The 25,026-nt window shown below is 40.4% G+C and carries 20 protein-coding genes; 18 read left to right on the top strand and 2 right to left on the bottom strand.

What is annotated here, in order from left to right; genetic code table 11:
* Window positions 1-145 precede the first annotated feature (145 nt).
* Both AXE83_RS08055 and scrK read left to right on the top strand, forming a co-directional pair.
* Window positions 146-2,029, top strand: coding sequence for a sucrose-specific PTS transporter subunit IIBC (locus AXE83_RS08055; RefSeq protein WP_060956077.1), 1,884 nt, complete (start codon window positions 146-148; stop codon window positions 2,027-2,029).
* Between the two features lie 307 nt (window positions 2,030-2,336).
* Window positions 2,337-3,224 (top strand): fructokinase ScrK, encoded by an 888-nt coding sequence (scrK, locus tag AXE83_RS08050; protein ID WP_060956076.1) that lies wholly within the window; start codon window positions 2,337-2,339, stop codon window positions 3,222-3,224.
* A gap of 40 nt (window positions 3,225-3,264) precedes the next feature.
* On the opposite strand, the gene AXE83_RS08045 is transcribed toward scrK, so the two are convergent.
* The gene (locus AXE83_RS08045; RefSeq protein WP_060956075.1) at window positions 3,265-4,455 is read right to left on the bottom strand and encodes a cation diffusion facilitator family transporter; all 1,191 of its coding nucleotides are present in this window, start codon (window positions 4,453-4,455) and stop codon (window positions 3,265-3,267) included.
* A gap of 156 nt (window positions 4,456-4,611) precedes the next feature.
* Between AXE83_RS08045 and AXE83_RS08040 the strand changes: the two genes are divergently transcribed.
* The 14 genes from AXE83_RS08040 (at window position 4,612) to AXE83_RS07980 (ending at window position 21,269) form a co-directional block, all read left to right on the top strand.
* The gene (locus AXE83_RS08040) at window positions 4,612-6,222 is read left to right on the top strand and encodes a hypothetical protein (protein WP_060956074.1); all 1,611 of its coding nucleotides are present in this window, start codon (window positions 4,612-4,614) and stop codon (window positions 6,220-6,222) included.
* A 1-nt stretch (window position 6,223) separates the two neighbouring features.
* Complete coding sequence (locus AXE83_RS08035) at window positions 6,224-7,255, top strand: acyltransferase family protein (RefSeq protein ID WP_060956073.1); 1,032 nt, start codon at window positions 6,224-6,226, stop codon at window positions 7,253-7,255.
* A complete protein-coding gene (locus AXE83_RS08030) occupies window positions 7,248-8,216 on the top strand; it encodes a glycosyltransferase family 2 protein (protein ID WP_060956072.1) in 969 nt (322 codons plus the stop codon). Before AXE83_RS08035 ends, AXE83_RS08030 begins: the two co-directional genes overlap by 8 nt.
* A 190-nt stretch (window positions 8,217-8,406) precedes the next feature.
* Window positions 8,407-11,091 carry a cation-translocating P-type ATPase gene (locus AXE83_RS08025; protein ID WP_060956071.1) on the top strand — a complete coding sequence of 895 codons (2,685 nt, stop codon included), beginning with the start codon at window positions 8,407-8,409 and terminating at the stop codon, window positions 11,089-11,091.
* Between the two features lie 110 nt (window positions 11,092-11,201).
* The gene (locus AXE83_RS08020; RefSeq protein ID WP_060956394.1) at window positions 11,202-11,612 is read left to right on the top strand and encodes a peptide deformylase; all 411 of its coding nucleotides are present in this window, start codon (window positions 11,202-11,204) and stop codon (window positions 11,610-11,612) included.
* Between the two features lie 119 nt (window positions 11,613-11,731).
* Complete coding sequence (locus AXE83_RS08015) at window positions 11,732-11,896, top strand: DUF3953 domain-containing protein (RefSeq protein ID WP_060956070.1); 165 nt, start codon at window positions 11,732-11,734, stop codon at window positions 11,894-11,896.
* Window positions 11,897-11,975: 79 nt separating this feature from the next.
* Window positions 11,976-12,698: a peroxide stress protein YaaA gene (gene yaaA / locus AXE83_RS08010; protein WP_060956069.1), complete on the top strand. Its 723-nt coding sequence runs from the start codon at window positions 11,976-11,978 to the stop codon at window positions 12,696-12,698.
* Window positions 12,699-12,838: 140 nt separating this feature from the next.
* Window positions 12,839-14,125, top strand: coding sequence for a homoserine dehydrogenase (locus AXE83_RS08005; protein ID WP_060956068.1), 1,287 nt, complete (start codon window positions 12,839-12,841; stop codon window positions 14,123-14,125).
* Window position 14,126: 1 nt separating this feature from the next.
* Window positions 14,127-14,996, top strand: a complete 870-nt coding sequence (gene thrB, locus AXE83_RS08000) for a homoserine kinase (RefSeq protein WP_045763189.1) — start codon at window positions 14,127-14,129, stop codon at window positions 14,994-14,996.
* Between the two features lie 276 nt (window positions 14,997-15,272).
* Window positions 15,273-16,211, top strand: coding sequence for a peptide-methionine (R)-S-oxide reductase MsrB (gene msrB, locus AXE83_RS07995; RefSeq protein ID WP_060956067.1), 939 nt, complete (start codon window positions 15,273-15,275; stop codon window positions 16,209-16,211).
* A gap of 49 nt (window positions 16,212-16,260) precedes the next feature.
* On the top strand, window positions 16,261-17,985 hold the full coding sequence (locus AXE83_RS07990) for an ABC transporter ATP-binding protein (protein ID WP_060956066.1): 1,725 nt from the start codon (window positions 16,261-16,263) through the stop codon (window positions 17,983-17,985).
* A 1-nt stretch (window position 17,986) separates the two neighbouring features.
* Window positions 17,987-19,735, top strand: coding sequence for an ABC transporter ATP-binding protein (locus AXE83_RS07985; RefSeq protein ID WP_060956065.1), 1,749 nt, complete (start codon window positions 17,987-17,989; stop codon window positions 19,733-19,735).
* Window positions 19,736-19,842: 107 nt separating this feature from the next.
* Window positions 19,843-19,968, top strand: a complete 126-nt coding sequence (locus AXE83_RS11530; protein WP_257721052.1) for a hypothetical protein — start codon at window positions 19,843-19,845, stop codon at window positions 19,966-19,968.
* A 41-nt stretch (window positions 19,969-20,009) separates the two neighbouring features.
* Window positions 20,010-21,269: a TRZ/ATZ family protein gene (locus AXE83_RS07980; protein ID WP_060956064.1), complete on the top strand. Its 1,260-nt coding sequence runs from the start codon at window positions 20,010-20,012 to the stop codon at window positions 21,267-21,269.
* Window positions 21,270-21,455: 186 nt separating this feature from the next.
* Here AXE83_RS07980 and AXE83_RS07975 read toward each other — a convergent pair whose 3' ends face one another.
* Window positions 21,456-22,934: an oligosaccharide flippase family protein gene (locus AXE83_RS07975; protein WP_060956063.1), complete on the bottom strand. Its 1,479-nt coding sequence runs from the start codon at window positions 22,932-22,934 to the stop codon at window positions 21,456-21,458.
* Between the two features lie 124 nt (window positions 22,935-23,058).
* Between AXE83_RS07975 and mecA the strand changes: the two genes are divergently transcribed.
* Together mecA and AXE83_RS07965 are read left to right on the top strand one after the other, a co-directional pair.
* On the top strand, window positions 23,059-23,796 hold the full coding sequence (mecA, locus tag AXE83_RS07970) for an adaptor protein MecA (protein WP_060956062.1): 738 nt from the start codon (window positions 23,059-23,061) through the stop codon (window positions 23,794-23,796).
* Between the two features lie 665 nt (window positions 23,797-24,461).
* Complete coding sequence (locus AXE83_RS07965) at window positions 24,462-25,025, top strand: TIGR01440 family protein (RefSeq protein WP_049526246.1); 564 nt, start codon at window positions 24,462-24,464, stop codon at window positions 25,023-25,025.
* The last annotated feature ends 1 nt before the right edge of the window (window position 25,026 follow it).

Raw genomic sequence — 25,026 nt, 5'->3', positions numbered from 1 at the left:
TAGCAAAAACAATCAAAAAATAAAAATTAGCAAAATTTTTTCTGCAAAACGCTTGACATATTTTTTAAACGTGATAGAATAATATTCGTAGGGCGGATAAAATCGCTTTCAAACAAGAAAAAATTTTATAAGGAGATTTTTGCAAATGACTAATACAGAAATTGCAAAAAAAGTCATCGAAGCCTTGGGCGGACGTGAGAATGTTAACAGTGTAGCTCACTGTGCTACTCGCCTTCGTGTTATGGTTAAAGATGAAGCGAAGATTAACAAAGATGCTATTGAGAACTTGGAAAAAGTTCAAGGTGCTTTCTTTAACTCAGGTCAATACCAAATCATCTTTGGTACAGGTACAGTTAACAAGATGTACGATGAAGTCGTAGCTCTTGGTTTGCCAACGACATCTAAGGATGAGATGAAGGCAGAAGCTGCTAAACAAGGAAATTGGTTCCAACGTGCCATCCGTACTTTCGGTGATGTTTTTGTACCAATCATTCCAGTTATCGTAGCAACTGGTCTCTTCATGGGTGTTCGTGGACTCTTGAATGCTCTTGGAATGACACTTCCAGAAGATGTTACAACTTACACTCAAATCTTGACTGACACAGCCTTCATTATCTTGCCAGGTTTGGTTGTTTGGTCAACCTTCCGTGTATTTGGTGGTAACCCAGCTGTTGGTATCGTTCTTGGTATGATGCTCGTTTCAGGTTCACTTCCAAATGCCTGGGCTGTTGCTTCTGGTGGAGAAGTAACTGCTATGAACTTCTTCGGATTTATCCCAGTTGTTGGTTTGCAAGGTTCAGTTCTTCCAGCCTTCATCATCGGGGTTGTCGGAGCTAAGTTTGAAAAAGCTGTTCGTAAAGTTGTTCCAGATGTTCTTGACCTCTTGGTAACACCATTCGTAACACTCCTCGTAATGTCAATTCTTGGTTTGTTTGTGATCGGACCAGTCTTCCACGTTGTTGAAAACTATATCCTTCTTGGAACAAAAGCTATCCTTAACTTGCCATTCGGTCTTGGTGGTTTCTTGATTGGTGGAGTTCACCAAGTTATCGTCGTATCAGGTGTTCACCACATCTTTAACTTGCTTGAAGTTCAATTGCTTGCTGCTGACCATGTTAACCCATTCAACGCTATCATCACAGCTGCCATGACTGCTCAAGGTGCTGCAACAGTAGCCGTTGGTGTGAAAACTAAAAATCCTAAACTTAAAACACTTGCTTTCCCAGCTGCTCTTTCTGCCTTCCTAGGTATTACTGAGCCTGCTATCTTCGGGGTTAACTTGCGTTTCCGTAAACCATTCTTCCTTTCATTGATCGCTGGTGCAGTCGGTGGTGGACTTGCTTCAATCCTTGGTCTTGCTGGTACTGGTAATGGTATCACAATCATCCCTGGTACAATGCTTTACATTGGTAACGGACAACTTCCACAATACCTTCTTATGGTAGCTGTATCATTCGCTCTTGGTTTTGCTCTTACTTACATGTTTGGTTATGAAGATGAAGCAGAAGTGGCTTCAGAAGCTACAACTGAACGTTTAGCTGACGAAGCAGTAACTGGTACTGTTGTTGCACCTAGCGAAGGTGTCATCCAAACACCAATCGTTGGTGACGTAGTTGCACTTTCAGACGTTAATGACCCAGTTTTCTCAAGTGGAGCTATGGGACAAGGAATCGCTGTGAAACCTAGCCAAGATGTTGTCTATGCACCAGCTGATGCTGAAGTGACAATCGTCTTCCCAACAGGGCATGCTTATGGTTTGAAAACAGCAAACGGAGCTGAAATCTTGATTCACGTTGGTATCGACACTGTTTCAATGAACGGTGAAGGATTTGACCAAAAAGTTGCCCAAGGTGACAAGGTTAAAGCTGGAGATGTTCTTGGAACATTTGACTCAGCTAAGATTGCTGCTGCAGGACTTGATAACACTACTATGGTTATCGTAACAAACACTGCAGACTTTGCTTCAGTAAATCCAGTTGCTTCTGGATCAGTTGCTAAGGGAGATGCAATCATCGAAGTTAAAGCTTAATACTCTTCGAAAATCAAATTTAAACTGCGTCATACTCGCTTTGCCGTATGTATGTGTTACTGACTTCGTCAGTTCTATCTACAACCTCAAAGCTGTACTTTGAGCAATCCGCAGCTCGATTCCTAGTTTGTTCTTTGATTTTCATTAAGTACACTACTTTCGATTTAATAGATCAAAAAACGAACAAATGTCATGTTTGTTCGTTTTTGATTGAATAGTAAAATTTACAGAGGAAAAACTAAAATATAGAGCAACTTTCCTTCTGGAATTATGCTATAATAGAGAAAATAAAAACTAGAGGTTTATCATGACAAAACTATATGGAAGCTTGGAAGCGGGCGGTACAAAATTTGTCTGTGCTGTCGGTGATGAAAACTTTAATATTGTAGAAAAAACACAATTTCCAACAACAACTCCTATTGAGACAATCGATAAAACTATCGAGTTCTTTTCAAAATTTGATAATCTTGCAGGACTTGCGATTGGTTCATTTGGTCCAATCGATATCGATAAAAACTCAAAAACTTACGGGTTTATCACAACAACTCCAAAACCTAACTGGGCAAATGTAGACTTGCTCGGTGCTCTTCGTCGCGCTCTAAACGTTCCGATGTATTTCACAACAGACGTAAATAGTTCTGCCTATGGTGAAGTGGTTGCTCGTAACAATGCGGGTGCCCGTATCGAAAACTTGGTTTACTACACAATCGGTACAGGTATCGGTGCAGGTGTTATCCAACGTGGCGAGTTTATTGGCGGTGTTGGTCACCCTGAGATGGGGCATTATTATGTGGCTAGACACCCAATGGATATTGAAAAAGAATTCAAAGGTGTTTGTCCTTTCCATAATGGATGTTTGGAAGGTTATGCAGCTGGTCCAAGTTTGGAAGCTCGTACAGGTGTTCGTGGGGAAAACATTGAACTCAATAACTCTGTCTGGGATGTTCAAGCCTACTACATTGCTCAAGCTGCAGTGAATGCGACTGTAACTTTCCGTCCAGATGTCATCGTCTTTGGTGGTGGGGTTATGGCTCAACAACATATGCTTGACCGTGTACGTGAGAAATTCACATCCTTGCTCAACGGATACCTACCAGTTCCAGATGTACGTGACTATATCGTGACTCCAGCTGTTGCTGGCAATGGTTCAGCTACACTAGGAAACTTCGTTCTTGCTAAGAGCGTTGCAAAATAAACATGAAAAATGAGGTCGGGAATTATCCCGGCCTCATTTTTTAGTCTTTTTCTATCTTTGTTTCTTGATGGAAAATATTTTGCCAAGTTTCATGTCTGCGCCAAATGCTTGTGTGAATGGTATCACCAATCTGATAGCGGATCAGTTTTGTCTTCTGACTGATCGAGGTTAGATGAAGCTCTTTAATGGCAGATGTCAGTTCTTTTTCGGACTTATAGGCATCCTTGTCCAGTTCTTGTCCGTCCTGGCGGATATAAATGAAGTCTTCTGCAAGTAACTCTTCCAGTTGATTTCCTTGGTCAATTAGTTGCTCTCTCATGAGTAATTTTTTATAGACATTATCAAGAATTTCATCCTCAGGAATCGGTGCTGGTTCGATATGAATGTCTGTATCAAAGACACCAAAGCGTTCGGATAACATGGATTCAACCTGATCTGCAATTTCGTGGCTTTCGAAAACAGACAGATCTGGGTTCATCTCGAGAGTAATGTCCAGATAGATATTACTTCCGTAAGTACGACCGCGTTGTGATTTGACCTTGCTAATCTTAGGAATTTCCATGATAGCCTTTTGGTAATCTTCCAACAAATGTTCATCAAAACCATCTGAAAGACTGAAAGACGACTCGATAAAGATATCATAGGCAGTCTTGAGGATAAAGAAGGTAATGATAATCGCGACCAACTTATCCACGATTGGATAGTTGAAGCTACTTGCCAGGATAGCAATAGAAGTTCCAAGAGAAGTCACAGCATCTGACAAATTGTCCTTGGCCGCTGTCTTGAGAGCTTTGGACTTAGCTTGCTTACTCAGATGGGTATTGTAGAGATAAACGGCGAACATGATAATGGCAGAGATGACTCCCAGAGTCGCACCAAGTGGGTCAATGACCGTTTGTTCTCGGCTGAGTATTTTTTGGATGGTATCACGTAGAACATCAAAGCCAACGTAAAACATGATGATGGAAGTGATGAGACTTGCCAAATCCTCTATTTTCCAGTGACCGAAGCGATGATCTCTATCTGCCGGTTGGCGAGCCAAACGAATCCCGATGAGAAGGGCTACATTTCCAACGATATCTGAAACGTTGTTAAAACCATCTGCCACCAAACTGGATGAATGGAGCAAGTGTCCGGTTGCTAGCTTAGCTGCAGACAAGAATAGATAGGTCAAAATGCTGATAATGGCACCACGCTCAGCCAATTTTAAGTTTGAAACCGATTGATTCATCTAACTCCCCTTCAAGCATTTTAGTATTCTTTCATTATACTGGTTTTCCAAGGAAAATTCAAATGGCTATTAGGGTATTTATTCAGAAATCAACAGATTTTTATTTTGAAATATGATAGAATGATAAGGTAATATTTATTTTAGAAAGAGTTTTTAATGAATCATAAACAAATCATTGATAGAGTGATTCGAATTGGTTTGCTGTTGCTACCATTTCTTATTTTTTATGGCTATAGAGTAGTTAAGGGGTTTGATTATCCAGTGATTGATGATGTCATGGTCAATCAAACCATATTATCGGGTGATAATATGTTGCTTCCCTATATTGGAATTTTGTTATCATCTGCTTTAGTATTTCTTCAGCAATTATTTACAACTTGGAATATTTATTTTATTTTCTTAGCTCTCAGTTTTTGCTTGAGTTTTAGCATCTATTTGGAGTTCTTTTTTAGAAAGAAATATTATTTCTTACTTCCCTTAGTAATTTTACTTCAAATGGTTTTAATGAAGTATTTCTCGTTTTCAGTAATTGCTTACTTGTTATCGACAGCAGCTATACTATTATTATTTGATAGAAAATACCTAACGGGAATGCTTTTGTCTGTAATAGGGTTATCGATTAGGTCGCAAATTATTGCTAGTTTATTATTGCTTTTGCTCCCCTTCCTAGCTTTTGAAGTCATCAAAGGAAAAAAGAAAAAAGAATTATTCTTGTTATCTGCTGTCATTTTACTTATCTTTGCTTCCAATAAAATTTATACCTTAATGAGACCAGATGTTCGAGAATACCTAAATTGGAATACTCTAAGTACCAATTTGAGAGATTTCCCTGCAATTGATTATGAGAAGCATGCCAAGGAATTTCAGGAATTGGGGGTCAGTGAAAACGACTTATCTGCTTCAACCTACTGGTTGTTTGCAGAAAAAGATGCTTTGAACAATGAGCTGTTAACAAAAATTCAATCCGTACGTTCTTTCTCTGAGAAGTACTCCTTTAATGTATTTCAGATGGTGAAAGATTATTTCCAAAACATTATTTTGACAACCTTTCTTCTTGTTATGGTTGGCTGGTTTTTGTTCTTTAAGCCTAAGAAAGTCTATGGCTGGTTACTCCCGCTTGTTCCATTTGCACTAATTGGCGCTCTATTTGTTAGGCAGAGAGTGGTAGAACGTGTTTATATCCCGATTATCGTTAGCTTTTTAATCTTTTTTATCTACTATGCACCCTTATTTTACAATAAGCGTAAACTGTTGAAGAAAAGGGGAATTTTTTATAGTCTACAACTTGTAGGAATGCTGGCGAGTATGGCCTGGGTAGATAGTGTAGGACAAGAACTTTACTGGTTCCCAATCATTCAATCATCCATGGTATCAGAGTATCATGATGTAGTGGAAAAACATTCTGATAAATTGCTTGTTTTTGGCGGTTATGGAACACTTGTCAATTCTCAACCGAGCTTGGCTACGATTAGAAGGAAGCCTGATCAGTTGGTTGAAAATACAACAACCTTAGGTAACTGGCAAACTTTTTCGCCACATTATTATCAATTAATGAAAAAGTATCATGTTGAGGAGCCTAGTAATCTTCTTTCTTCTGCTATTGATAAGGAGAATATCCTATTCTTTTGGTCACCCTCTTCAGGAAAGATGGATCAAGTCAAGAAAATAATGAAAGAACATTACCAGAAAGATGTTTATTTTGAAGAAGTTGAGGTGGTCACTTCTGACATGAATCTTTATCGACTAAGAACAGGAGAAGGGAGATAGGATGAAAAAGCGCATAGGTTACCTAGATATGGCTAAGGGGCTAGCGATTATACTTGTTATTATAGGGCATAGCAGTTTTGTGCCTCTTCGTGCAAAAGTACTCCTCTATGTTTTTCATATCCCCTTATTTTTCTTCTTGTCAGGTTTTACTTTAAATGTCACTAAATACAAAACATTTAAGGAATATTTTCTTAGCAAGGTGAAAAGTTTGGTTGTTCCCTTTTTTTGCCTGAATATTTTTGTTTTTCTATTTCAACTCTTTGTCATGTATCCTGAACAAGTGTTTAGTTTTAATCTTATTCATTTTACTAAACAGTTATTGTTGTCAGACCGCTTGCATGTTTATTTTCAGTTATGGTTTCTGAATGTCATGTTTTTAGCACATGTTTTTAGTTACTTTATTCTCAGAAAAAAATGGACCATTATCCAATGGCTTTTGATTAGTGTATCACTTTTATTTTTAGTCGTTTTGGGACAAAAAATCTATGCTTGGAATTTTTATCTTATCTGGAATATTGACCTGGTCCCTGTAGCCATTATATTTACACTCTTAGGTGTCGGAGTGAGAAAATATTTAGCGCAGATGGAAAAGTTTTTTGCAATTTATTATTTGCCGCTTGCCTTATTGCTAACTATATTTGTTGGTAGGTTGAACTATCATTGGAGTGGGAAACAGATTGTTGATCTTTACTATCAACAGATTGGAAACCATCTCTTGTTTTACATTGCTGCAATTTCAGGTATATGGTCCACCCTCATATTCTTTAAGTCAATTCCTGAAATGACTCTCTTGAAATCAATCGGTCAAAGAACCTTGATTTACTATGGTGTCCATGCCCCAATTGTTTTAGTACTAGTAGAAAAATTAGTTTTACAACTGTCTACAAGATATACTGGTATTTTTGTGAATGGCTACGTTACTACAAGTGTTGTGACACTATTGACTTTAGTAGGGTGTGAATTGATTGTCAGAGTATTTAGAGGGACCAATTTTCCCTTTGGATTTAAAAGATTAGGAGTCAAAAATGAGTAGAAATAATCCGATTTTATATATCGTGATTCCATGTTATAACGAAGAGCAAGTGTTGCCTCATACCAATCCGATGTTTGTTGGGAAAATTGAGGAATTGGTGAAAAATCAAGAGGTTCATCCCAATAGTAAGGTCATGTATGTGAATGATGGCAGTAAGGATCGAACTTGGGAACTTATCCAAAAATATGCTTCATCGAATCCATATGTTGTAGGTATTTCTCAAAGTCGAAACCGTGGTCATCAAAGTAGTGTTCTTGCTGGGATGTACGAAGCTGCAGAATTTGCGGATATCGTGATTACCATTGACGCAGATGGTCAAGATGATATTGATTGTATGGATCAGATGATTGCTGAATATAAGTCAGGTTCAGAGATTGTCTACGGCGTTCGTGATAATCGAGAGACAGATTCGGCTTTTAAACGTATTACAGCAGAGGGATTCTATAAGGTGATGCATTTATTTGGAGCAGATGTCGTTTTTAATCATGCTGACTATCGTTTAGTCTCCAAACGTTTTATTCATGAACTTGCTAAATTTAAAGAAGTTAACTTATTTCTTCGAGGTATTATGCCTCTTGTAGGGTTTAAGTATTCCTACGTGACTTATAAACGTCATGAACGAATTGCTGGAGAAAGTCACTATCCACTTTCTAAAATGCTTGGTCTAGCAATGGATGGTATTACTAGCCTATCTATTAAACCTATTCGCTTGATTACTAGCCTGGGAGTTATGACTTCACTTTTTAGTTTTTTGTTGATCATCTGGGTTTTGTGGAGCAAATTTGCTGGTACAGTAGTAGCCGGATGGGCCAGTACCTACGCCATTGTAAGCTTACTTGGCGGGGTTCAACTCATTAGTCTTGGTGTAATTGGGGAATATATCGGAAAAATCTATCTAGAAACGAAACAACGTCCAAGATATATTATCAGCGATCGCACCTATGATGAGAGTGATGAGTAACCCCACCTCAAAACTTGAAAACTTTTGAAATTCTGATATAATAGAACTACTCAAGGGAGTAGCTGGCGGTTAACCGCGATAGTGTCGTCATTACGAATTATTTCCGGCACTATATTAAACAGCGAGACTTGTTTTTTTAAAAAACAGGTCTCTTTTTTTGTAAAAAGAGGCCAAAAAGGAGGAGACTGTTTTGTCAAAAGAACAAAATAAAGACTTGTTTTACACACAAACCTCAGAAGAAGTCCTAAAGAACTTGGACTCATCTATCGAAGGTTTGTCAACTGCTCAAGCTCAAGAACGCTTAGCGACTTATGGTCGTAATGAGTTGGAAGAGGGAGAGAAACGTAGCCTACTAGCTAAATTCCTTGATCAATTTAAGGATTTGATGATTATCATCTTGCTAGCAGCAGCCGCACTTTCTGTAATTACAGAAGGGATGGATGGTTTAACAGATGCCATTATTATCTTGGCCGTTGTTGTCTTGAATGCTGCCTTTGGGGTTTACCAAGAAGGGCAAGCAGAAGCAGCCATTGAAGCTCTGAAAAATATGTCTAGCCCGATGGCCCGTGTTCGTCGTGATGGTCATGTTATTGAGATTGACTCGAAAGAATTGGTACCTGGAGATATCGTCTTGCTTGAAGCGGGAGATGTCGTGCCTGCAGATATGCGCTTGTTCGAAGCAGCTTCCCTTAAAATAGAAGAAGCAGCTCTTACAGGGGAGTCTGTGCCAGTTGAAAAAGATGTGACAGGACTTGTTGAAGCAGATGCTGGTATCGGGGATCGTGTTAACATGGGTTACCAAAACTCAAACGTCACATACGGTCGTGGGATTGGTGTCGTGACCAACACTGGTATGTATACAGAAGTTGGTAAGATTGCAGATATGTTGGCTAATGCCGACGAGACAGAGACACCATTGAAGCAAAGCTTGGAACAATTATCTAAGGCCTTGACTTACTTGATTGTTGTGATTGCCGTTATTACTTTCTTGGTTGGTGTATTCGTTCGTGGTGAACATCCGTTGGAAGGCTTGATGGTTGCGGTTGCTCTTGCGGTTGCTGCGATTCCAGAAGGACTTCCTGCCATTGTAACCATCGTTCTATCTTTGGGAACAACAACCCTTGCCAAACGTAATTCGATTGTTCGTAAATTACCAGCGGTTGAAACTCTTGGTTCAACAGAAATCATCGCGTCTGATAAAACAGGTACCTTGACTATGAACCAAATGACGGTTGAAAAAGTCTATACTAACGGTCAATTGCAAAGTGCAGCAACAGAAATTGGAGCTAGCAACAATACCCTTCGTATTATGAACTTTGCCAATGATACAAAGGTAGACCCATCTGGCAAGTTGATTGGGGACCCAACGGAGACTGCATTGGTACAGTTTGGTCTGGACCACAACTTTGACGTTCGTGAAATCTTGAAGGATGAGCCACGTGTGGCTGAATTGCCATTTGACTCTGATCGAAAGCTCATGTCTACCATCCATAAGGAAGCAGACGGTTCTTACTTTATCGCTGTTAAGGGGGCACCTGACCAATTGCTCAAGCGCGTGACTCGTATTGAGGTCAATGGGGAAGTTCGTCCAATCACAGAAGAAGATAAAAATGCTATCCTTGAAACTAACAAAGAATTGGCCAAACAAGCTCTTCGTGTCTTGATGATGGCTTATAAGACAAGCAATGAAATCCCAACCTTGGAATCTGAAATTGTTGAATCTGACCTCATCTTCTCTGGTTTGGTCGGCATGATTGACCCTGAGCGTCCAGAAGCAGCAGAAGCTGTTCGTGTCGCTAAGGAAGCAGGTATCCGTCCAATCATGATCACGGGTGACCACCAAGATACAGCGGAAGCTATTGCCAAACGTCTTGGAATCATCGATCCAAATGATACAGAAGACCATGTCTTCACGGGTGCTGAGTTGAATGAACTCACTGATGAAGAATTCCAAAAAGTCTTTAAGCAATACTCTGTATACGCACGTGTATCACCTGAGCACAAGGTTCGTATCGTGAAAGCATGGCAAAAAGAAGGTAAAGTTGTTGCCATGACAGGTGATGGAGTCAATGATGCGCCATCACTTAAGACAGCTGACATCGGTATCGGTATGGGGATTACTGGTACAGAGGTTTCTAAGGGTGCTTCTGATATGGTCCTTGCTGATGATAACTTTGCAACCATTATCGTAGCGGTTGAAGAAGGACGTAAGGTCTTCTCAAATATCCAAAAATCTATCCAGTATCTCTTGTCTGCTAACATGGCTGAAGTCTTCACGATTTTCTTTGCAACCCTCTTTGGTTGGGATGTGTTGCAACCAGTGCATCTTCTCTGGATTAACTTGGTAACAGATACGCTTCCAGCCATTGCCCTTGGTGTTGAGCCAGCTGAGCCAGGTGTTATGACCCACAAACCTCGTGGTCGTAAGTCTAACTTCTTTGATGGTGGTGTCTTCGGAGCAATTATTTATCAAGGAATCTTCCAAACCATGCTAGTTCTAGGTGTTTATGGTTGGGCTCTTCTTTTCCCAGAGCACCAAAGTCATACTGAAATCCATGCGGATGCCCTTACCATGGCTTTTGCAACTCTCGGTTTGATCCAATTGCTCCATGCCTTTAACGTTAAGTCGGTTTACCAATCAATCTTTAAAGTGGGACTCTTTACTAACAAGACCTTTAACTGGTCTATCCCAGTTGCCTTCGTCCTCTTTGTGGTGACAATTTTGGTTCCTGGATTTAATAATCTCTTCCACGTGTCACATTTGAGTTTGACTCAATGGATGGTGGTCGCTGTAGGAGCGCTTATGATTGTAGTCCTTGTTGAGATTGTCAAAGCAGTTCAACGAGCACTTGGAAAAGATAAAAACGCTATTTAAACAATTATGAAAAGTCATCTTCGGATGGCTTTTTGTTTGTATATAAAGGTAAACTGACAAAGATTTTGTGCTATAATCAAGGAGAATGATATCGCATGGAGGAAAGAATCTTGGAAAAGAAAATTGTAAAAGATATGATGTTTTTATCGCAGATATCCCAGCCTGCTGGTCAGGAAGATTTACCCATAGCAAAGGATTTGCAGGACACCCTATTGGCTAACCGAGAAACCTGTGTTGGACTAGCGGCCAATATGATTGGGGTACAAAAACGCGTCATTATTTTTAATATCGGCATGATTCCCATGGTTATGTTTAATCCAGTTCTTCAATCCTTTGAAGGGCCATATGAAACGGAGGAAGGATGTTTGTCTTTGACAGGTGTCAGACCGACAACTCGGTATGAGAAGATTACAGTAAGCTACAGAGATATCCATTGGCAAGAGCAAACCATTACCCTGACAGGATTTCCTGCTCAGATTTGTCAGCATGAATTGGATCATTTGGAAGGGATTATCATATAGGCCTTGTATCCTAGATCAGGGTCCATCCTTCAAGCTTAAGGAAACAACCTCGTTTTTCTTGCACTCTTGTTTGAAATTTGTGATAATAAATGAAAGAATAATAAATGGAGGACAGTCAAATGGGATTTTATCTGATGATTGGTTCGATGTTGCTTGGTCTTTTCGCTTTGAAGATAGGATTTTCTCATCTAAAGGAGAAAAAGGTTACTCTTTCATCTATCTTGACAAGCTGCCTTGGGACAGCACTAGTTCTCTTTGCAATCTGGTTAGGATTGCCAAAATAAGGAAAGAAGCCTCGGTATTCACCGAGGTTTTTAGGCTCAAATCCTTGGTGCTCCTAGAAAAATATGCTACACTAAGACTATGAAAATTCTAATCCCAACTGCAAAAGAAATGAATACAAATGTTCCTAGTTTTGAAGCAAATCCCTTGCGTCCTGAAAGTCAGGCTGTAGTGGATGCATTAGCGACATATTCTGCCCAAGAGCTGGAGAACTTTTACAAAATATCTGCCGAAAAAGCGCAAGAGGAGTATGAACATATCCAGGCCTTGAAAAATGGAACTGCGACAAACTATCCAGCCTTGCACCTCTTTGATGGGCTCATGTATCGCAACATCAAACGGGACAATCTAACCAAGGCTGAACAAGCCTATCTGGAGAAACACCTCATGATAACGTCAGCTCTCTATGGTGTGATTCCAGCCTTTGAACCGATTGCGCCTCACAGACTGGACTTTTTGATGAAGCTTAAAATTGCTGGGAAAAGCCTGAAAAGTCACTGGCATTCAGCTTATGAAGAGTCGGTGAAGGGTGAAGAACTAATCTTTTCACTCTTGTCTTCGGAATTTGAAACTGTCTTTCCAAAAGATATCCGTGAAAAAATGGTGACCTTTAAGTTTATGGAAGACAGAGATGGAAAACTTAAAGTCCACTCAACCATTTCAAAAAAAGCCCGAGGAGCCTTTTTAACAGCCCTGATGGAAAATCAAGTAACCTCGGTAGAAGATATTAAAAAGCTCAGTTTTGCAGGTTTTACCTATCGAGACGACCTGTCGAGTGACAAGGAAATGGTCTTTGTGAAATAGATTGAAAATAGCGTCTGTCCTAAATTGTATCAGGGCAGGCTTTTTTATGATTTTGCGCTCCTATTTTTAGTTCAGAATGGTAGGAATTTTCTCACAATTTTGGTATAATAGGACTATTAGAAAATTTCAAGGAGACAAACATGTCAGTTAAAATTGCTTTACTTGGATTTGGTACAGTAGCCAGTGGCGTACCATTCTTGCTAAAGGAAAATGGAGAAAAAATTGTTCAAGCAGCACATTCAGAAATTGAAGTAGCCAAAGTTTTGGTCAAAGACGATGAAGAGAAAGCACGCTTGCTTGAAGCAGGAAATGATTTTAATTTTGTAACAAATATTGACGAAATTTTGTCAGATAAAGACATCGCGATTGTTGTTGAGTTGATGGGACGTATCGAACCGGCAAAAACATTTATCACTCGTGCCTTAGAAGCAGGGAAACATGTCGTTACAGCCAACAAGGACCTTTTGGCTGTTCATGGTGCAGAATTGCTTGAGATTGCCAAAGCTCATAATGTTGCTCTTTATTATGAAGCAGCTGTTGCGGGAGGAATTCCAATCCTTCGTACCTTGGTTAACTCACTAGCATCAGACAAAATCACTCGTGTTCTTGGTGTTGTCAATGGAACATCTAACTTCATGATGACCAAAATGGTAGAAGAAGGCTGGTCTTATGAAGATGCTTTGGCAGAAGCCCAACGACTTGGTTTTGCTGAAAGCGACCCTACCAATGACGTTGATGGGATTGATGCAGCTTACAAGATGGTCATCCTCAGTCAGTTCGCCTTTGGGATGAATGTCAAGTTTGAAGATGTTGCCCATCAAGGAATCCGCAATATCACTCCAGAAGATGTGGCAGTTGCCCAAGATCTTGGGTACGTGGTTAAATTAGTAGGTTCTATCGAAGAAACAGCTTCTGGAATTGCTGCTGAGGTTACTCCAACCTTCCTTCCTAAAGCTCATCCACTTGCAAGTGTTAACGGTGTTATGAATGCGGTCTTTGTGGAATCTATCGGTATCGGCGAGTCTATGTACTATGGACCAGGTGCAGGTCAAAAACCAACTGCAACAAGTGTTGTAGCTGATATTGCTCGTATCGTTCGTCGTTTGAATGACGGCACCATTGGCAAAGCCTTTAACGAATACCATCGTGACCTTGTTTTGGCTCAGCCAGAAGATGTCAAAGCCAACTACTATTTCTCAATCCTGGCTCCAGATTCAAAAGGGCAAGTCTTGAAATTGGCAGAGCTCTTTAATGCGGAAGATATTTCCTTCAAGCAAATCCTTCAAGATGGTAAGCAAGAAGGCAAGGCTCGTGTTGTCATCATCAGCCATAAGATCAACAAGGCGCAACTTGAAAATATTACAGACTCTTTGAAGGGTGTAGCTGAATTTGAACTTCTCAATACCTTCAAGGTTTTAGGAGACTAAGATGAAGATTATTGTACCTGCTACAAGTGCCAATGTGGGTCCTGGTTTTGACTCTGTTGGTGTAGCTGTAACCAAGTATCTAGAAATTCAGGTTTGTGAGGAACGTGAAGAATGGATGATTGAGCATCAACTAGGCAAATGGATTCCACGTGATGAACGTAATCTTTTGCTGAAGATTGCTTTACAAATTGTTCCAGACCTACAACCAAGACGTCTGAAAATGATCAGTGATATTCCACTTGCGCGTGGACTTGGTTCTTCTAGTTCAGTCATCGTTGCAGGAATTGAGTTGGCAAATCAATTAGGGAACCTAAAATTAACGGATCACGATAAGTTGCAATTGGCGACTAAGATTGAAGGACATCCTGATAATGTTGCACCTGCTATCTATGGAAATCTAGTCATTGCAAGCTCAGTCGAGGGTCAGGTTTCAGCAGTAGTGGCACCTTTTCCAGAGTGTGCCTTTCTAGCCTACATTCCAAATTATGAATTGCGTACTCGAGATAGTCGTGGTGTCTTGCCTAAGAAACTTTCTTATAAAGAAGCTGTTGCAGCAAGTTCTATCGCCAATGTAGCGATTGCAGCCTTGCTGACTGGAGACATGGTCAAAGCAGGACAAGCTATTGAGAGTGATCTCTTCCATGAGCGTTACCGTCAAGAACTGGTGAGAGAATTTGCGACGATCAAGAAAGTTGCTAAGAGAAACGGTGCTTATGCGACCTACTTGTCTGGTGCTGGGCCTACTGTCATGGTTCTAGCTGAGCCTGATAAGATGCCTAAAATTAAGGCTGAGCTTGAAAAGCAACCGTTCAAAGGCAAACTTCATGATTTGCAAGTAGATACACAAGGCGTTCGCGTCGAAGCAAAATAAACATAGCAATGGGATGGGGAAACTCTCTATTAGAGGCTTCCTGTCCTTTTTTTGAAAATGAAACATGGGAACTGATACTCAATGAAAATCAAAGAGCAAACTAGGAAGCGAGCTGCAGGTTGCTCAAAGCACTGCTTTGAGGTTGTAGATAAGACTGACGATGTCAGTTACATATATCTACGGCAAGGCGAAGCTGACGTGGTTTGAAGAGATTTTCGAAGAGTATGAAATGTTTCCCGTGTTTATCGACCGATAGACGGTCAAGGAGGATTTGAAATGGCAGAAATATATCTAGCAGGTGGTTGTTTTTGGGGCTTAGAGGAATACTTTTCCCGTATTTCTGGAGTGTTGCAAACTAGTGTTGGTTATGCCAATGGTCATGTAGAAACCACCAATTATCAATTGATTAAAGAAACAGATCATGCTGAGACTGTGCAAGTTATTTATGATGAAATGGCAGTCTCGCTTCGTGAGATTTTACTCTATTATTTCCGAGTTATCGATCCCCTTTCTGTCAACCAACAAGGGAATGACCGTGGTCGTCAATACCGCACAGGGATTTATTACCTAGATGAAGCTGATCTACCAACGATCAATACAGTAGTTCGCGAACAAGAACTCCTCATAGGTCGTAAAATTGCAGTGGAAGTGGAGAAGCTTCGCCACTATATCCTGGCTGAGGACTATCACCAAGACTATCTCAAGAAAAATCCTGGTGGCTATTGCCATATCGATGTGAAAGATGCAGAGAAACCACTGATAGACGCTGCTAACTATGAAAAGCCTAGTCAGGCAGTTTTACGAGAAAGTTTGTCAGAAGAGTCCTACCGAGTTACGCAAGAAGCTGCGACGGAAGCTCCCTTTACTAATGCTTATGACCAAGCTTTTGAGGAAGGGATTTATGTTGATATCACGACTGGTGAGCCCCTCTTCTTTGCCAAGGATAAGTTTGCTTCAGGCTGTGGTTGGCCAAGTTTTAGCCGACCAATCTCTAAAGAGCTTATCCATTACTATCAAGACTTGAGTCATGGTATGGAGCGAATTGAAGTCCGTTCACGTTCGGGTAATGCTCACTTGGGACATGTCTTTACAGATGGACCTCAGGAACTAGGTGGTTTACGCTATTGTATCAATTCTGCCTCTTTACGATTCATTGCTAAGGATGAAATGGAAGGGGCTGGCTACGGCTACCTGCTTCCATATTTGAATAAGTAAAAAGATGGTGGTTTTTCCACCTTCTTCATTTTGGAAATAGAAGGGACACATGAAACAATTACTTTCTTACTTTAAACCCTACCTCAAGGAGTCTTTCCTAGCACCCTTGTTTAAGCTGCTAGAAGCTGTTTTTGAACTCTTGGTTCCCATGGTGATAGCAGGTATTGTTGACCAATCTATCCCTCAAAAAGATCAGGGCCATCTGTGGATGCAAATGGGACTCCTCTTTGTGTTTGCAGTTATCGGTGTTCTGGTAGCTTTGGTTGCTCAGTTTTACTCAGCCAAGGCAGCAGTAGGATTTGCCAAGGAGTTGACCAATGACCTCTATCGTCATATTCTCTCCTTGCCCAAGGATAGTAGAGACCGTTTGACGACTTCGAGTTTGGTGACGCGTTTGACTTCAGATACCTATCAGATTCAGACAGGGATTAATCAATTCTTACGCCTCTTTTTAAGAGCGCCTATTATTGTTTTTGGTGCCATTTTCATGGCTTATCGCCTCTCGCCTGAATTGACCTTCTGGTTCTTGGTCATGGTTGCCATTTTGACCCTTGTCATTGTCGTTTTATCACGCTTGGTCAATCCTCTCTACAGTAGTTTGAGAAAGAAAACTGACCAGCTGGTTCAGGAAACGCGCCAACAGATACAAGGTATGCGTGTGATTCGTGCTTTTGGCCAAGAAAAACGAGAAATCGAACATTTTCAAGTACTAAACCAAGTCTATATGGCTATCCAAATGAAAACAGGCTACTGGTCTAGTCTCTTGACCCCCTTGACCTATTTGATCGTCAACGGAACTTTGCTGGTGATTATCTGGAATGGCTATATTTCTATCCAGGGAGGCTGGTTCAGTCAGGGTGCCTTGATTGCCCTAATCAACTATCTCTTACAGATCTTGGTAGAGTTGATTAAACTAGCCATGCTCATTAATTCACTCAACCAGTCCTATATATCAGCTAAGCGTATTGAGGAAGTCTTCACTGAAGAACCTGAAGATATTCATTCTGAGATTCAGGCGGGGAAGGTGTCTGGGAATCGAGTTTTACATGTTCATCACTTGAGCTTTACCTACCCAGATGCTGCCCAACCTTCTCTCAGAGATATTTCTTTTGATATGCAACAAGGGGAGATTCTTGGGATCATCGGAGGGACTGGTTCTGGTAAGTCAACCTTAGTGCAGGTCCTACTTGGCCTCTATCCGGTAGATAAGGGAAGCATTTCCCTTTATCGAGATGGACGTAGTCCTCGCGATCTTTCTGAATGGCGTTCTTGGATGGCCTATGTCCCTCAAAAGGTTGAACTTTTTAAAGGGACGATTCGTTCCAATTTGATTTTGGGTATGGAAGAGCTTGTCTCTGACCAAGAACTCTGGCAGGCTTTGGAAATTGCTCAGGCCAAGGACTTTGTCAGTGAAAAAGAAGGTCATCTGGATGCAGAAGTCCAAGCAGGCGGTCGTAATTTCTCAGGTGGGCAAAAGCAACGTTTATCTATTGCCCGAGCAGTCTTGCATCAAGCACCATTTCTCATCTTGGATGATGCGACTTCAGCCCTTGATACCATCACCGAGTCCAGTCTTCTAAAGGCCATTCAGGAGAACTTGCCAAATACGAGCTTAATCTTGATTTCCCAACGGACTTCAACCTTGAAGATTGCTGATCAAATTCTTCTTTTAGAGAAAGGGGAGCAATTAGCACTTAGAAATCATGAGGAATTGATGGAGACTAGCCAAGTCTATCGTGAAATCAATGCATCCCAACATGGAAAGGAGGACTAGAATGAAAGGCAAACATGCAAGTCAAACCCTTAAACGATTAGCAAAAGATTTAGCTGGCCATCCCGTCCTTCTTTTCCTGGCTTTCTTGGGTACTATTGCTCAGGTAGCCCTATCAATCTATCTACCAATCTTGATAGGACAGGTGATTGATCAAGTCCTAGTCGATGGTTCATCCCAGCTATTTTGGCAGATTTTCCTCCAGATGACTTTGGTGGTCATAGGAAATACGCTGGTACAATGGGCCAATCCCCTCCTATACAACCGCCTCATTTTCTCCTATACCAGAGATTTACGCGAAAAAATCATTGAAAAGCTCCATCGTCTTCCGATTGCCCTTGTAGATAGACAAGGTAGTGGAGAAATGGTCAGCCGTGTAACGACAGATATCGAGCAGTTGGCAGCGGGTCTGAATATGATTTTCAACCAATTTTTCATAGGAGTTTTGATGATTTTGGTCAGCATCCTTGCTATGCTCCAAATCCATCTATTGATGACTCTCTTGGTTCTGCTCTTAACACCTCTGTCTATGGTCATTTCACGCTTTATCGCTAAGAAATCCTACCATCTCTTTCAAAAACAGACAGAGACTAGGGGGATTCAGACTCAGTTGATAGAAGAATCGCTCACCCAACAGAACATTATCCAGTCCTTCAATGCTCAGGAAGAATTTATCGAGAGACTTCATGAGGCAAATGACAACTACGCAGGTTATTCTCAGTCGGCTATCTTTTATTCATCGACAGTCAATCCTTCCACCCGTTTTGTCAATGCCCTCATTTATGCCCTACTAGCTGGTGTTGGAGCCTTGCGTATCATGGCGGGTTCTACTTTGACGGTTGGGCGTTTAGTGACCTTTTTGAACTATGTGCAGCAGTACACCAAGCCTTTTAACGATATTTCATCAGTCTTAGCCGAGTTGCAAAGCGCCTTAGCTTGTGCAGAACGTGTTTATGCTGTGTTAGAAAGTCTGGAGATTACAGAAACTGGTCAGGAAGAATTGACAAGTGAACAAGTCAAGGGTGCTATTTCCTTTAAACATGTTTCTTTTGGTTACAATCCTGAAAAGATCTTGATTAAGGATCTGTCTATTGATATTCCAGTTGGTAGTAAGGTTGCTATCGTTGGACCAACGGGTGCAGGGAAATCAACCCTCATCAATCTCCTCATGCGTTTTTATCCTATTAATTCAGGAGATATCTTGCTAGATGGTCATTCTATTTATGACTATACTAGAGCATCTCTTCGACAGCAGTTTGGAATGGTGCTTCAAGAAACTTGGCTCAAGCAGGGAACCATTCATGACAATATTGCCTTTGGAAATCCTGATGCTAGCCGAGAGCAGGTCATTGCAGCAGCCAAGGCAGCAAATGCGGATTTCTTTATCCAACAATTGCCCCAGGGATATGATACCAAGCTTGAAAATGCAGGGGAATCCTTGTCTGTTGGTCAGGCTCAGCTTTTAACCATTGCCCGCGTTTTTCTAGCCATTCCTAAGATTCTGATCTTAGACGAGGCGACTTCATCCATCGATACCCGGACAGAGGTGCTGGTTCAGGACGCCTTTGCCAAACTCATGAAAGGGCGGACAAGCTTTATCATTGCCCACCGTTTATCGACCATTCAAGATGCGGATTTGATTCTTGTCTTGGTCGATGGAGATATTGTCGAATATGGCAATCATGAGGAACTCATGACGAGAAAAGGCAAATACTATCAAATGCAGCAAGCAGCAGCTTTTAGCCCAGAATAAATGGGAAAGCCATTATAATGCCAATGAACAAACAAGAAAAGTTGCCTTCAGGTGACTTTTTTGTTACAATAGCTAGAAAAATTATCTGGTATGAAAGCTAATACTCAATGAAAATCAAAGAGCAAACTAGGAAACTAGCCGCAGGTTGCTCAAAACACTGTTTTGAGGTTGTAGATGGAAATGACGTAGTCAGTATCCTACACATACGGCAAGGCGACGTTGACGCGGTTTGAAGAGATTTTCGAAGAGTATAATTTAGAAAAGGAGCCTATTGATGAAAGTCTTTCAGCATGTAAATATCGTGACTTGTGACCAAGATTTCCACGTCTATTTGGATGGTATCTTGGCTCTTGAAAATTCTCAAATCGTCTATGTTGGTCAGGAAAATCAAGAAATTCTCAAGCAAGCAGAACAAATCATAGATTATCAGGGTGCTTGGATCATGCCTGGTTTGGTTAACTGCCATACTCACTCTGCCATGACAGGCTTGAGAGGGATTCGTGACGATAGCAATCTCCACGAATGGCTAGAGGATTATATCTGGCCGGCAGAAGCAGAGTTCACACCAGAGATGACCACAAAGGCTGTCAAAGAGGCTCTGACAGAGATGCTCCAATCAGGAACGACAACTTTCAATGATATGTATAATCCCAATGGAGTAGAGATAGAGAAGATTTATGAAGCGATCAAGGCGTCTAAGATGCGTTGCTATTTTTCTCCGACTCTCTTTTCTTCAGACATGGAGACGACTGATGAGACTATAGCCAAAACTCGAGCTGTTATCGAGACAATCAAAGGCTATCAAGACCCAAATTTTAAGGTTATGGTGGCTCCTCATTCACCCTACAGTTGTAGTCGAGAATTGTTAGAGGCTAGCTTGAACCTAGCAAAAAAAGAAGATATTCCACTTCATATCCACGTTGCAGAAACAAAAGAAGAGTCAGGGATTATCCTGAAGCATTATGGTAAACGTCCAATAGCCTTCCTAGATGAGCTTGGCTATTTAGACCATCAAGCTGTCTTTGCCCATGGTGTGGAGCTAAATGAAGCAGAAATTACCCGTTTGGCAGATTCGCAAGTCGCTATCGCCCACAATCCTATCAGCAATCTCAAACTAGCCTCAGGAATTGCAGCAATCGTCCAACTTCAAATGGCAGGAGTAGCAGTTGGTATTGCGACTGACTCAGTTGCTTCTAACAATAACCTCGATATGTTTGAGGAAGGACGCACGGCAGCCCTTTTACAGAAAATGAAGAGTGGTGATGCCAGCCAATTTCCAATCGAAACTGCCCTCAAGGCCCTGACCATTGAAGGAGCTAAGGTGTTGGGAATGGAAGATGAGATTGGTAGTCTAGAAGTTGGCAAGCAAGCAGATTTTCTCGTCATCCAGCCCCAAGGAAAAATCCATCTCCAACCTCAAGAAAACATGCTTTCTCACTTAGTTTATGCTGTCAAATCGAGTGATGTTGATGATGTCTACATTGCAGGTGAGCAAGTCGTGAGAGCTGGGCAGGTACTAACAGTAGATTTGTAAGTGATATTCTTTCTAATTTTTTAAAGCTAGGTTAGTCTAGCCTTGACCTAGTTTAGTTTAACATGTTCATTGAGTGAGTATGTATTGTCCATGATGCTATTGGATGCATAGAAAAAGAAGACTTTGCGAGTCTTCTTTTTGTTGTATCATATTTGATTTGAATATTTTTGAGAAGGATAAAGACCTCTATCCTCTTTTAATCTTAGCACGAACTAAGTCAAGCGCATAATGAAGTGTTTTATCTTTGATAATAAAGAGTGTGATAGCGTAATAGATGCCGCAAGCAACAATTGTGCATAGAACCATGCTAATCATCTTCATCGTAACTTCATAGCTATAAACTTGGAAGAGGATTTTAAAAACATAATAAATTGGGATGAAACCGAGTGACACGATTGTGTAGCGAGCCAAGGTTGTAAAAATCTCTCTCAAATCCAATAGTTTATGCTTCTGAATAAAGCGAATTTCTAGCAGAACTACAATTGATTCAGCTATAATGGTTGTCCCAATGTAGTATGCTGGAGTATAGATATTGTTAAAAAGGAGTAGAGAGTTTAGAATGACATTGACACCGCCACCGATAAAGTAGAAGGCGGTCAAACGATTTTCATGGTCATTAATAAAGATAATCTGTTTTCCAAGGATTAATTCGATAGCCCAGATAATGGTACGAAAGGCAAAGACACTCGTTACGATTCCTGCTTCTAGATACTTCTCAGAAGAGTAGATAACTGTAGCATAGGTTCCTAAAACCATAATACCAATACTGGTAGGGACCATGAGGAAGTAAAACAGTGATGCACCCTGATTGACCAAATTTTTATAAGAAGTAAAATCTTTTTTTCCTAGATAATAACCAAGTCGTGGGATACTGACGTTGATAGCGCCACTAAGAACACTAGCAATCAGCATAACGATACTGGAGGCGATGGTGTAGTAAGAGATGAAATTCTCATCAGGTCCTTTAGTGATGAACATACGATCCAGCAAGGTATAGAGCATATTAGCATTTGCCAGAAGGAGCATGGTTAAGAGTGGTTTAGATGACTTGAGAAGTTCGATGAACTCAATCTTAACAAAGGAGACCTCTCGTTTAATCCAGAGGAAGCTGAGTAGATAGTTGATGATAGTTGTCGCACTCATGATGCAAGCATAAGGAACGATGTCATCAGGTGTCTTGACGAAGGCAAAGATAGCCACCAACATTCCAATCCGAATAATCAGTGTTTTATAAAGGATAAAGGAATAATTCTCGTAGGCTTCATTCATCCACTCGATATTCAGAAATTGGAAGAGAGCTTGGATGCCAAGGATGTAGTAAAGGATTTTTAGATTGACAATACTGGTATCAAAGTGAATAAAGAGGAAATAGATAGCTGTTGTCAGAATTGAAGTAATCAGGGAAATATAGAATAACTTAGAAAAGACATAATTGATCTTATTCTTATCATCCTTAACCTTACTGATAGCTCGAATCCCATAATTGTAAATCCCAAAGGCAGCAAGTGGAATGACAAAGCTTGCCCAGGTGTTGGCAGTGTTGAAGTAACCGTAATTGGATTTACTAAGAATCCGTGTTAGATAGGGATTAGTAATCAAAGGAAAAACGATATTTAAGATATTGACCAGCAAGCTAGCCAAAGCATTTACTTTAATATTTTTCATGAAATTTTCTTTCTTATATTCTAAAATAGATACTAGTATTATATCACATTCCAACGCCATTCTTTTGATAAAATCTGTGAAATCTTGTATAATAGATAGAACTGAAAGTATGAGGTTACGAACTATGAAAATGAAACAAATCAGTGATACGACATTAAAGATCACCATGTCTTTAGAGGATTTGATGGATCGAGGGATGGAAATCGCAGACTTTCTCGTTCCACAAGAGAAAACAGAAGAATTTTTCTATGCAATCTTGGATGAGCTAGAGATGCCAGATAGCTTCTTGGATACAGGTATGCTCAGCTTCCGAGTAACACCTAAGCCAGACAAGGTTGATGTTTTTGTGACAAAATCTAAGATCGACCAGAATTTAGATTTTGACGATTTGGCAGATCTTCCTGATATGGATGAGTTGGCTAAAATGTCTCCAGATGAGTTTTTAAAAACCTTGGAGAAAACCATGGCAGAAAAAACTAAAGATGATATTGAAGCTATTCAATCTTTAGAGCAGGTTGAAAAGGAAGAAGAAGCAGCGCTTGATGAAGCCCTCGAAGTAGAAGAAGGAAAAAGAGAGCCTTATATCTACTACATCTTACGTTTTGACGATTTATCTAGTTTGGTTTCTTTTGCCCAAACGGTTGACTACCAAATGGAAACTTCAGAACTCTATAAGATGAATGATCAGTACTATTTGACAGTCTTAGTTGATGTAGAAGATCAACCTAGCCTTTATCCAGCTTGGTTGTTGGCTCGTATGCGAGAATTTGCGGATGATAGTGATATCAGTCGTTCTGTCCTCCAAGAATATGGGCAACTACTCATCAATCATGATGCTGTCCAAGGACTCCAAAAAGTTTAATCTAGAAAAAGAGGTTGGGATAAAAGATCCCGACCTCACTTTTTATTAGCAATCATACTTTGACGCGGTAGCTGATTGAACTTTTTGTTCGTCTTTTAGACTCCAAAAAGCTCCTAATCATCCTCGCGGGGCTGGGGCTACGAAATCGAGACTTTGTCTATCGATTTCTGTCCCACCGCCTTTTGTTATCTTCTCTGTAAAATCTAGTTTTTAAAAATATTGGATACAGTTTGTATTCAAAAAACTGACATATTATAATTTGAGGATAAAATTAAAATTTTAGCATAATTTCATGAAAATTTTCTGAATCATTATCTAAATCTACATGGACGAAAAAGTGGCTAAAAAATAAGCAAAGTAGTAGCTTTAATAGAAGAAATGGGGTAGAATGGTAGAAGTTGCTTTTCGGTAGCTTATAATCGAATTGACAGACAAATCTTTTAGGTGTAAATGTTGGTATATCAACGATTTTACTAAACTATTATATTTTTTTTGTTTCCAAAGTATAATTTATCTTATATTTGAAACTAGATGAATTTGAATCAGTTTTTAAAAAGAGCCCTCATATAGTTTTTGAATCCTAGCAAATGGTATTCCTATGCCTTCCAATCTTGCTAAAATTGATGAAAAACGATATGATAGAATGAAAAAAAGCGAGGTGAAATATGGACCAAAGACGGATTCAAACAGAAACACAGCAGATACTTGAAGATGTTTTAGACAAGGCTTCTTTACAGGAGGGAGCACTATTTGTCTTGGGTTTGTCTTCGAGTGAAGTGCTGGGAGGACACATCGGAAAAGATTCGAGTCAGGAAATCGGTGAACTTATTGTCAAGACTATGTTGGAACTGTTGACGGCTAAGGGAATTCACCTGGCTGTTCAAGGTTGTGAACATGTCAATCGGGCTTTAGTTGTGGAACGAGAAGTAGCTATAAAACATCAGTTGGAGATTGTGAGTGTACTCCCGACCTTACATGCAGGAGGTTCTGGTCAATTGGCCGCCTTCCGCTATATGAAGGATCCCGTGGAGGTCGAATTTATCAGGGCAGATGCTGGTCTGGACATTGGTGATACAGCTATCGGTATGCATATCAAACATGTTCAGGTACCCATTCGACCAGTTTTAAGAGAGATTGGTCAGGCTCATGTAACGGCACTTGCTAGTCGACCAAAACTCATTGGAGGAGCGCGTGCTCAATATCCAATAGATCATATTAGGAAGATATAAA

Origin of the sequence: Streptococcus sp. oral taxon 431 (assembly GCF_001553685.1) — a bacterium.
Classification (GTDB): domain Bacteria; phylum Bacillota; class Bacilli; order Lactobacillales; family Streptococcaceae; genus Streptococcus.
Note: the sequence above shows the minus strand (reverse complement) of the source record. Positions and strands in the feature narration are given on the sequence as shown.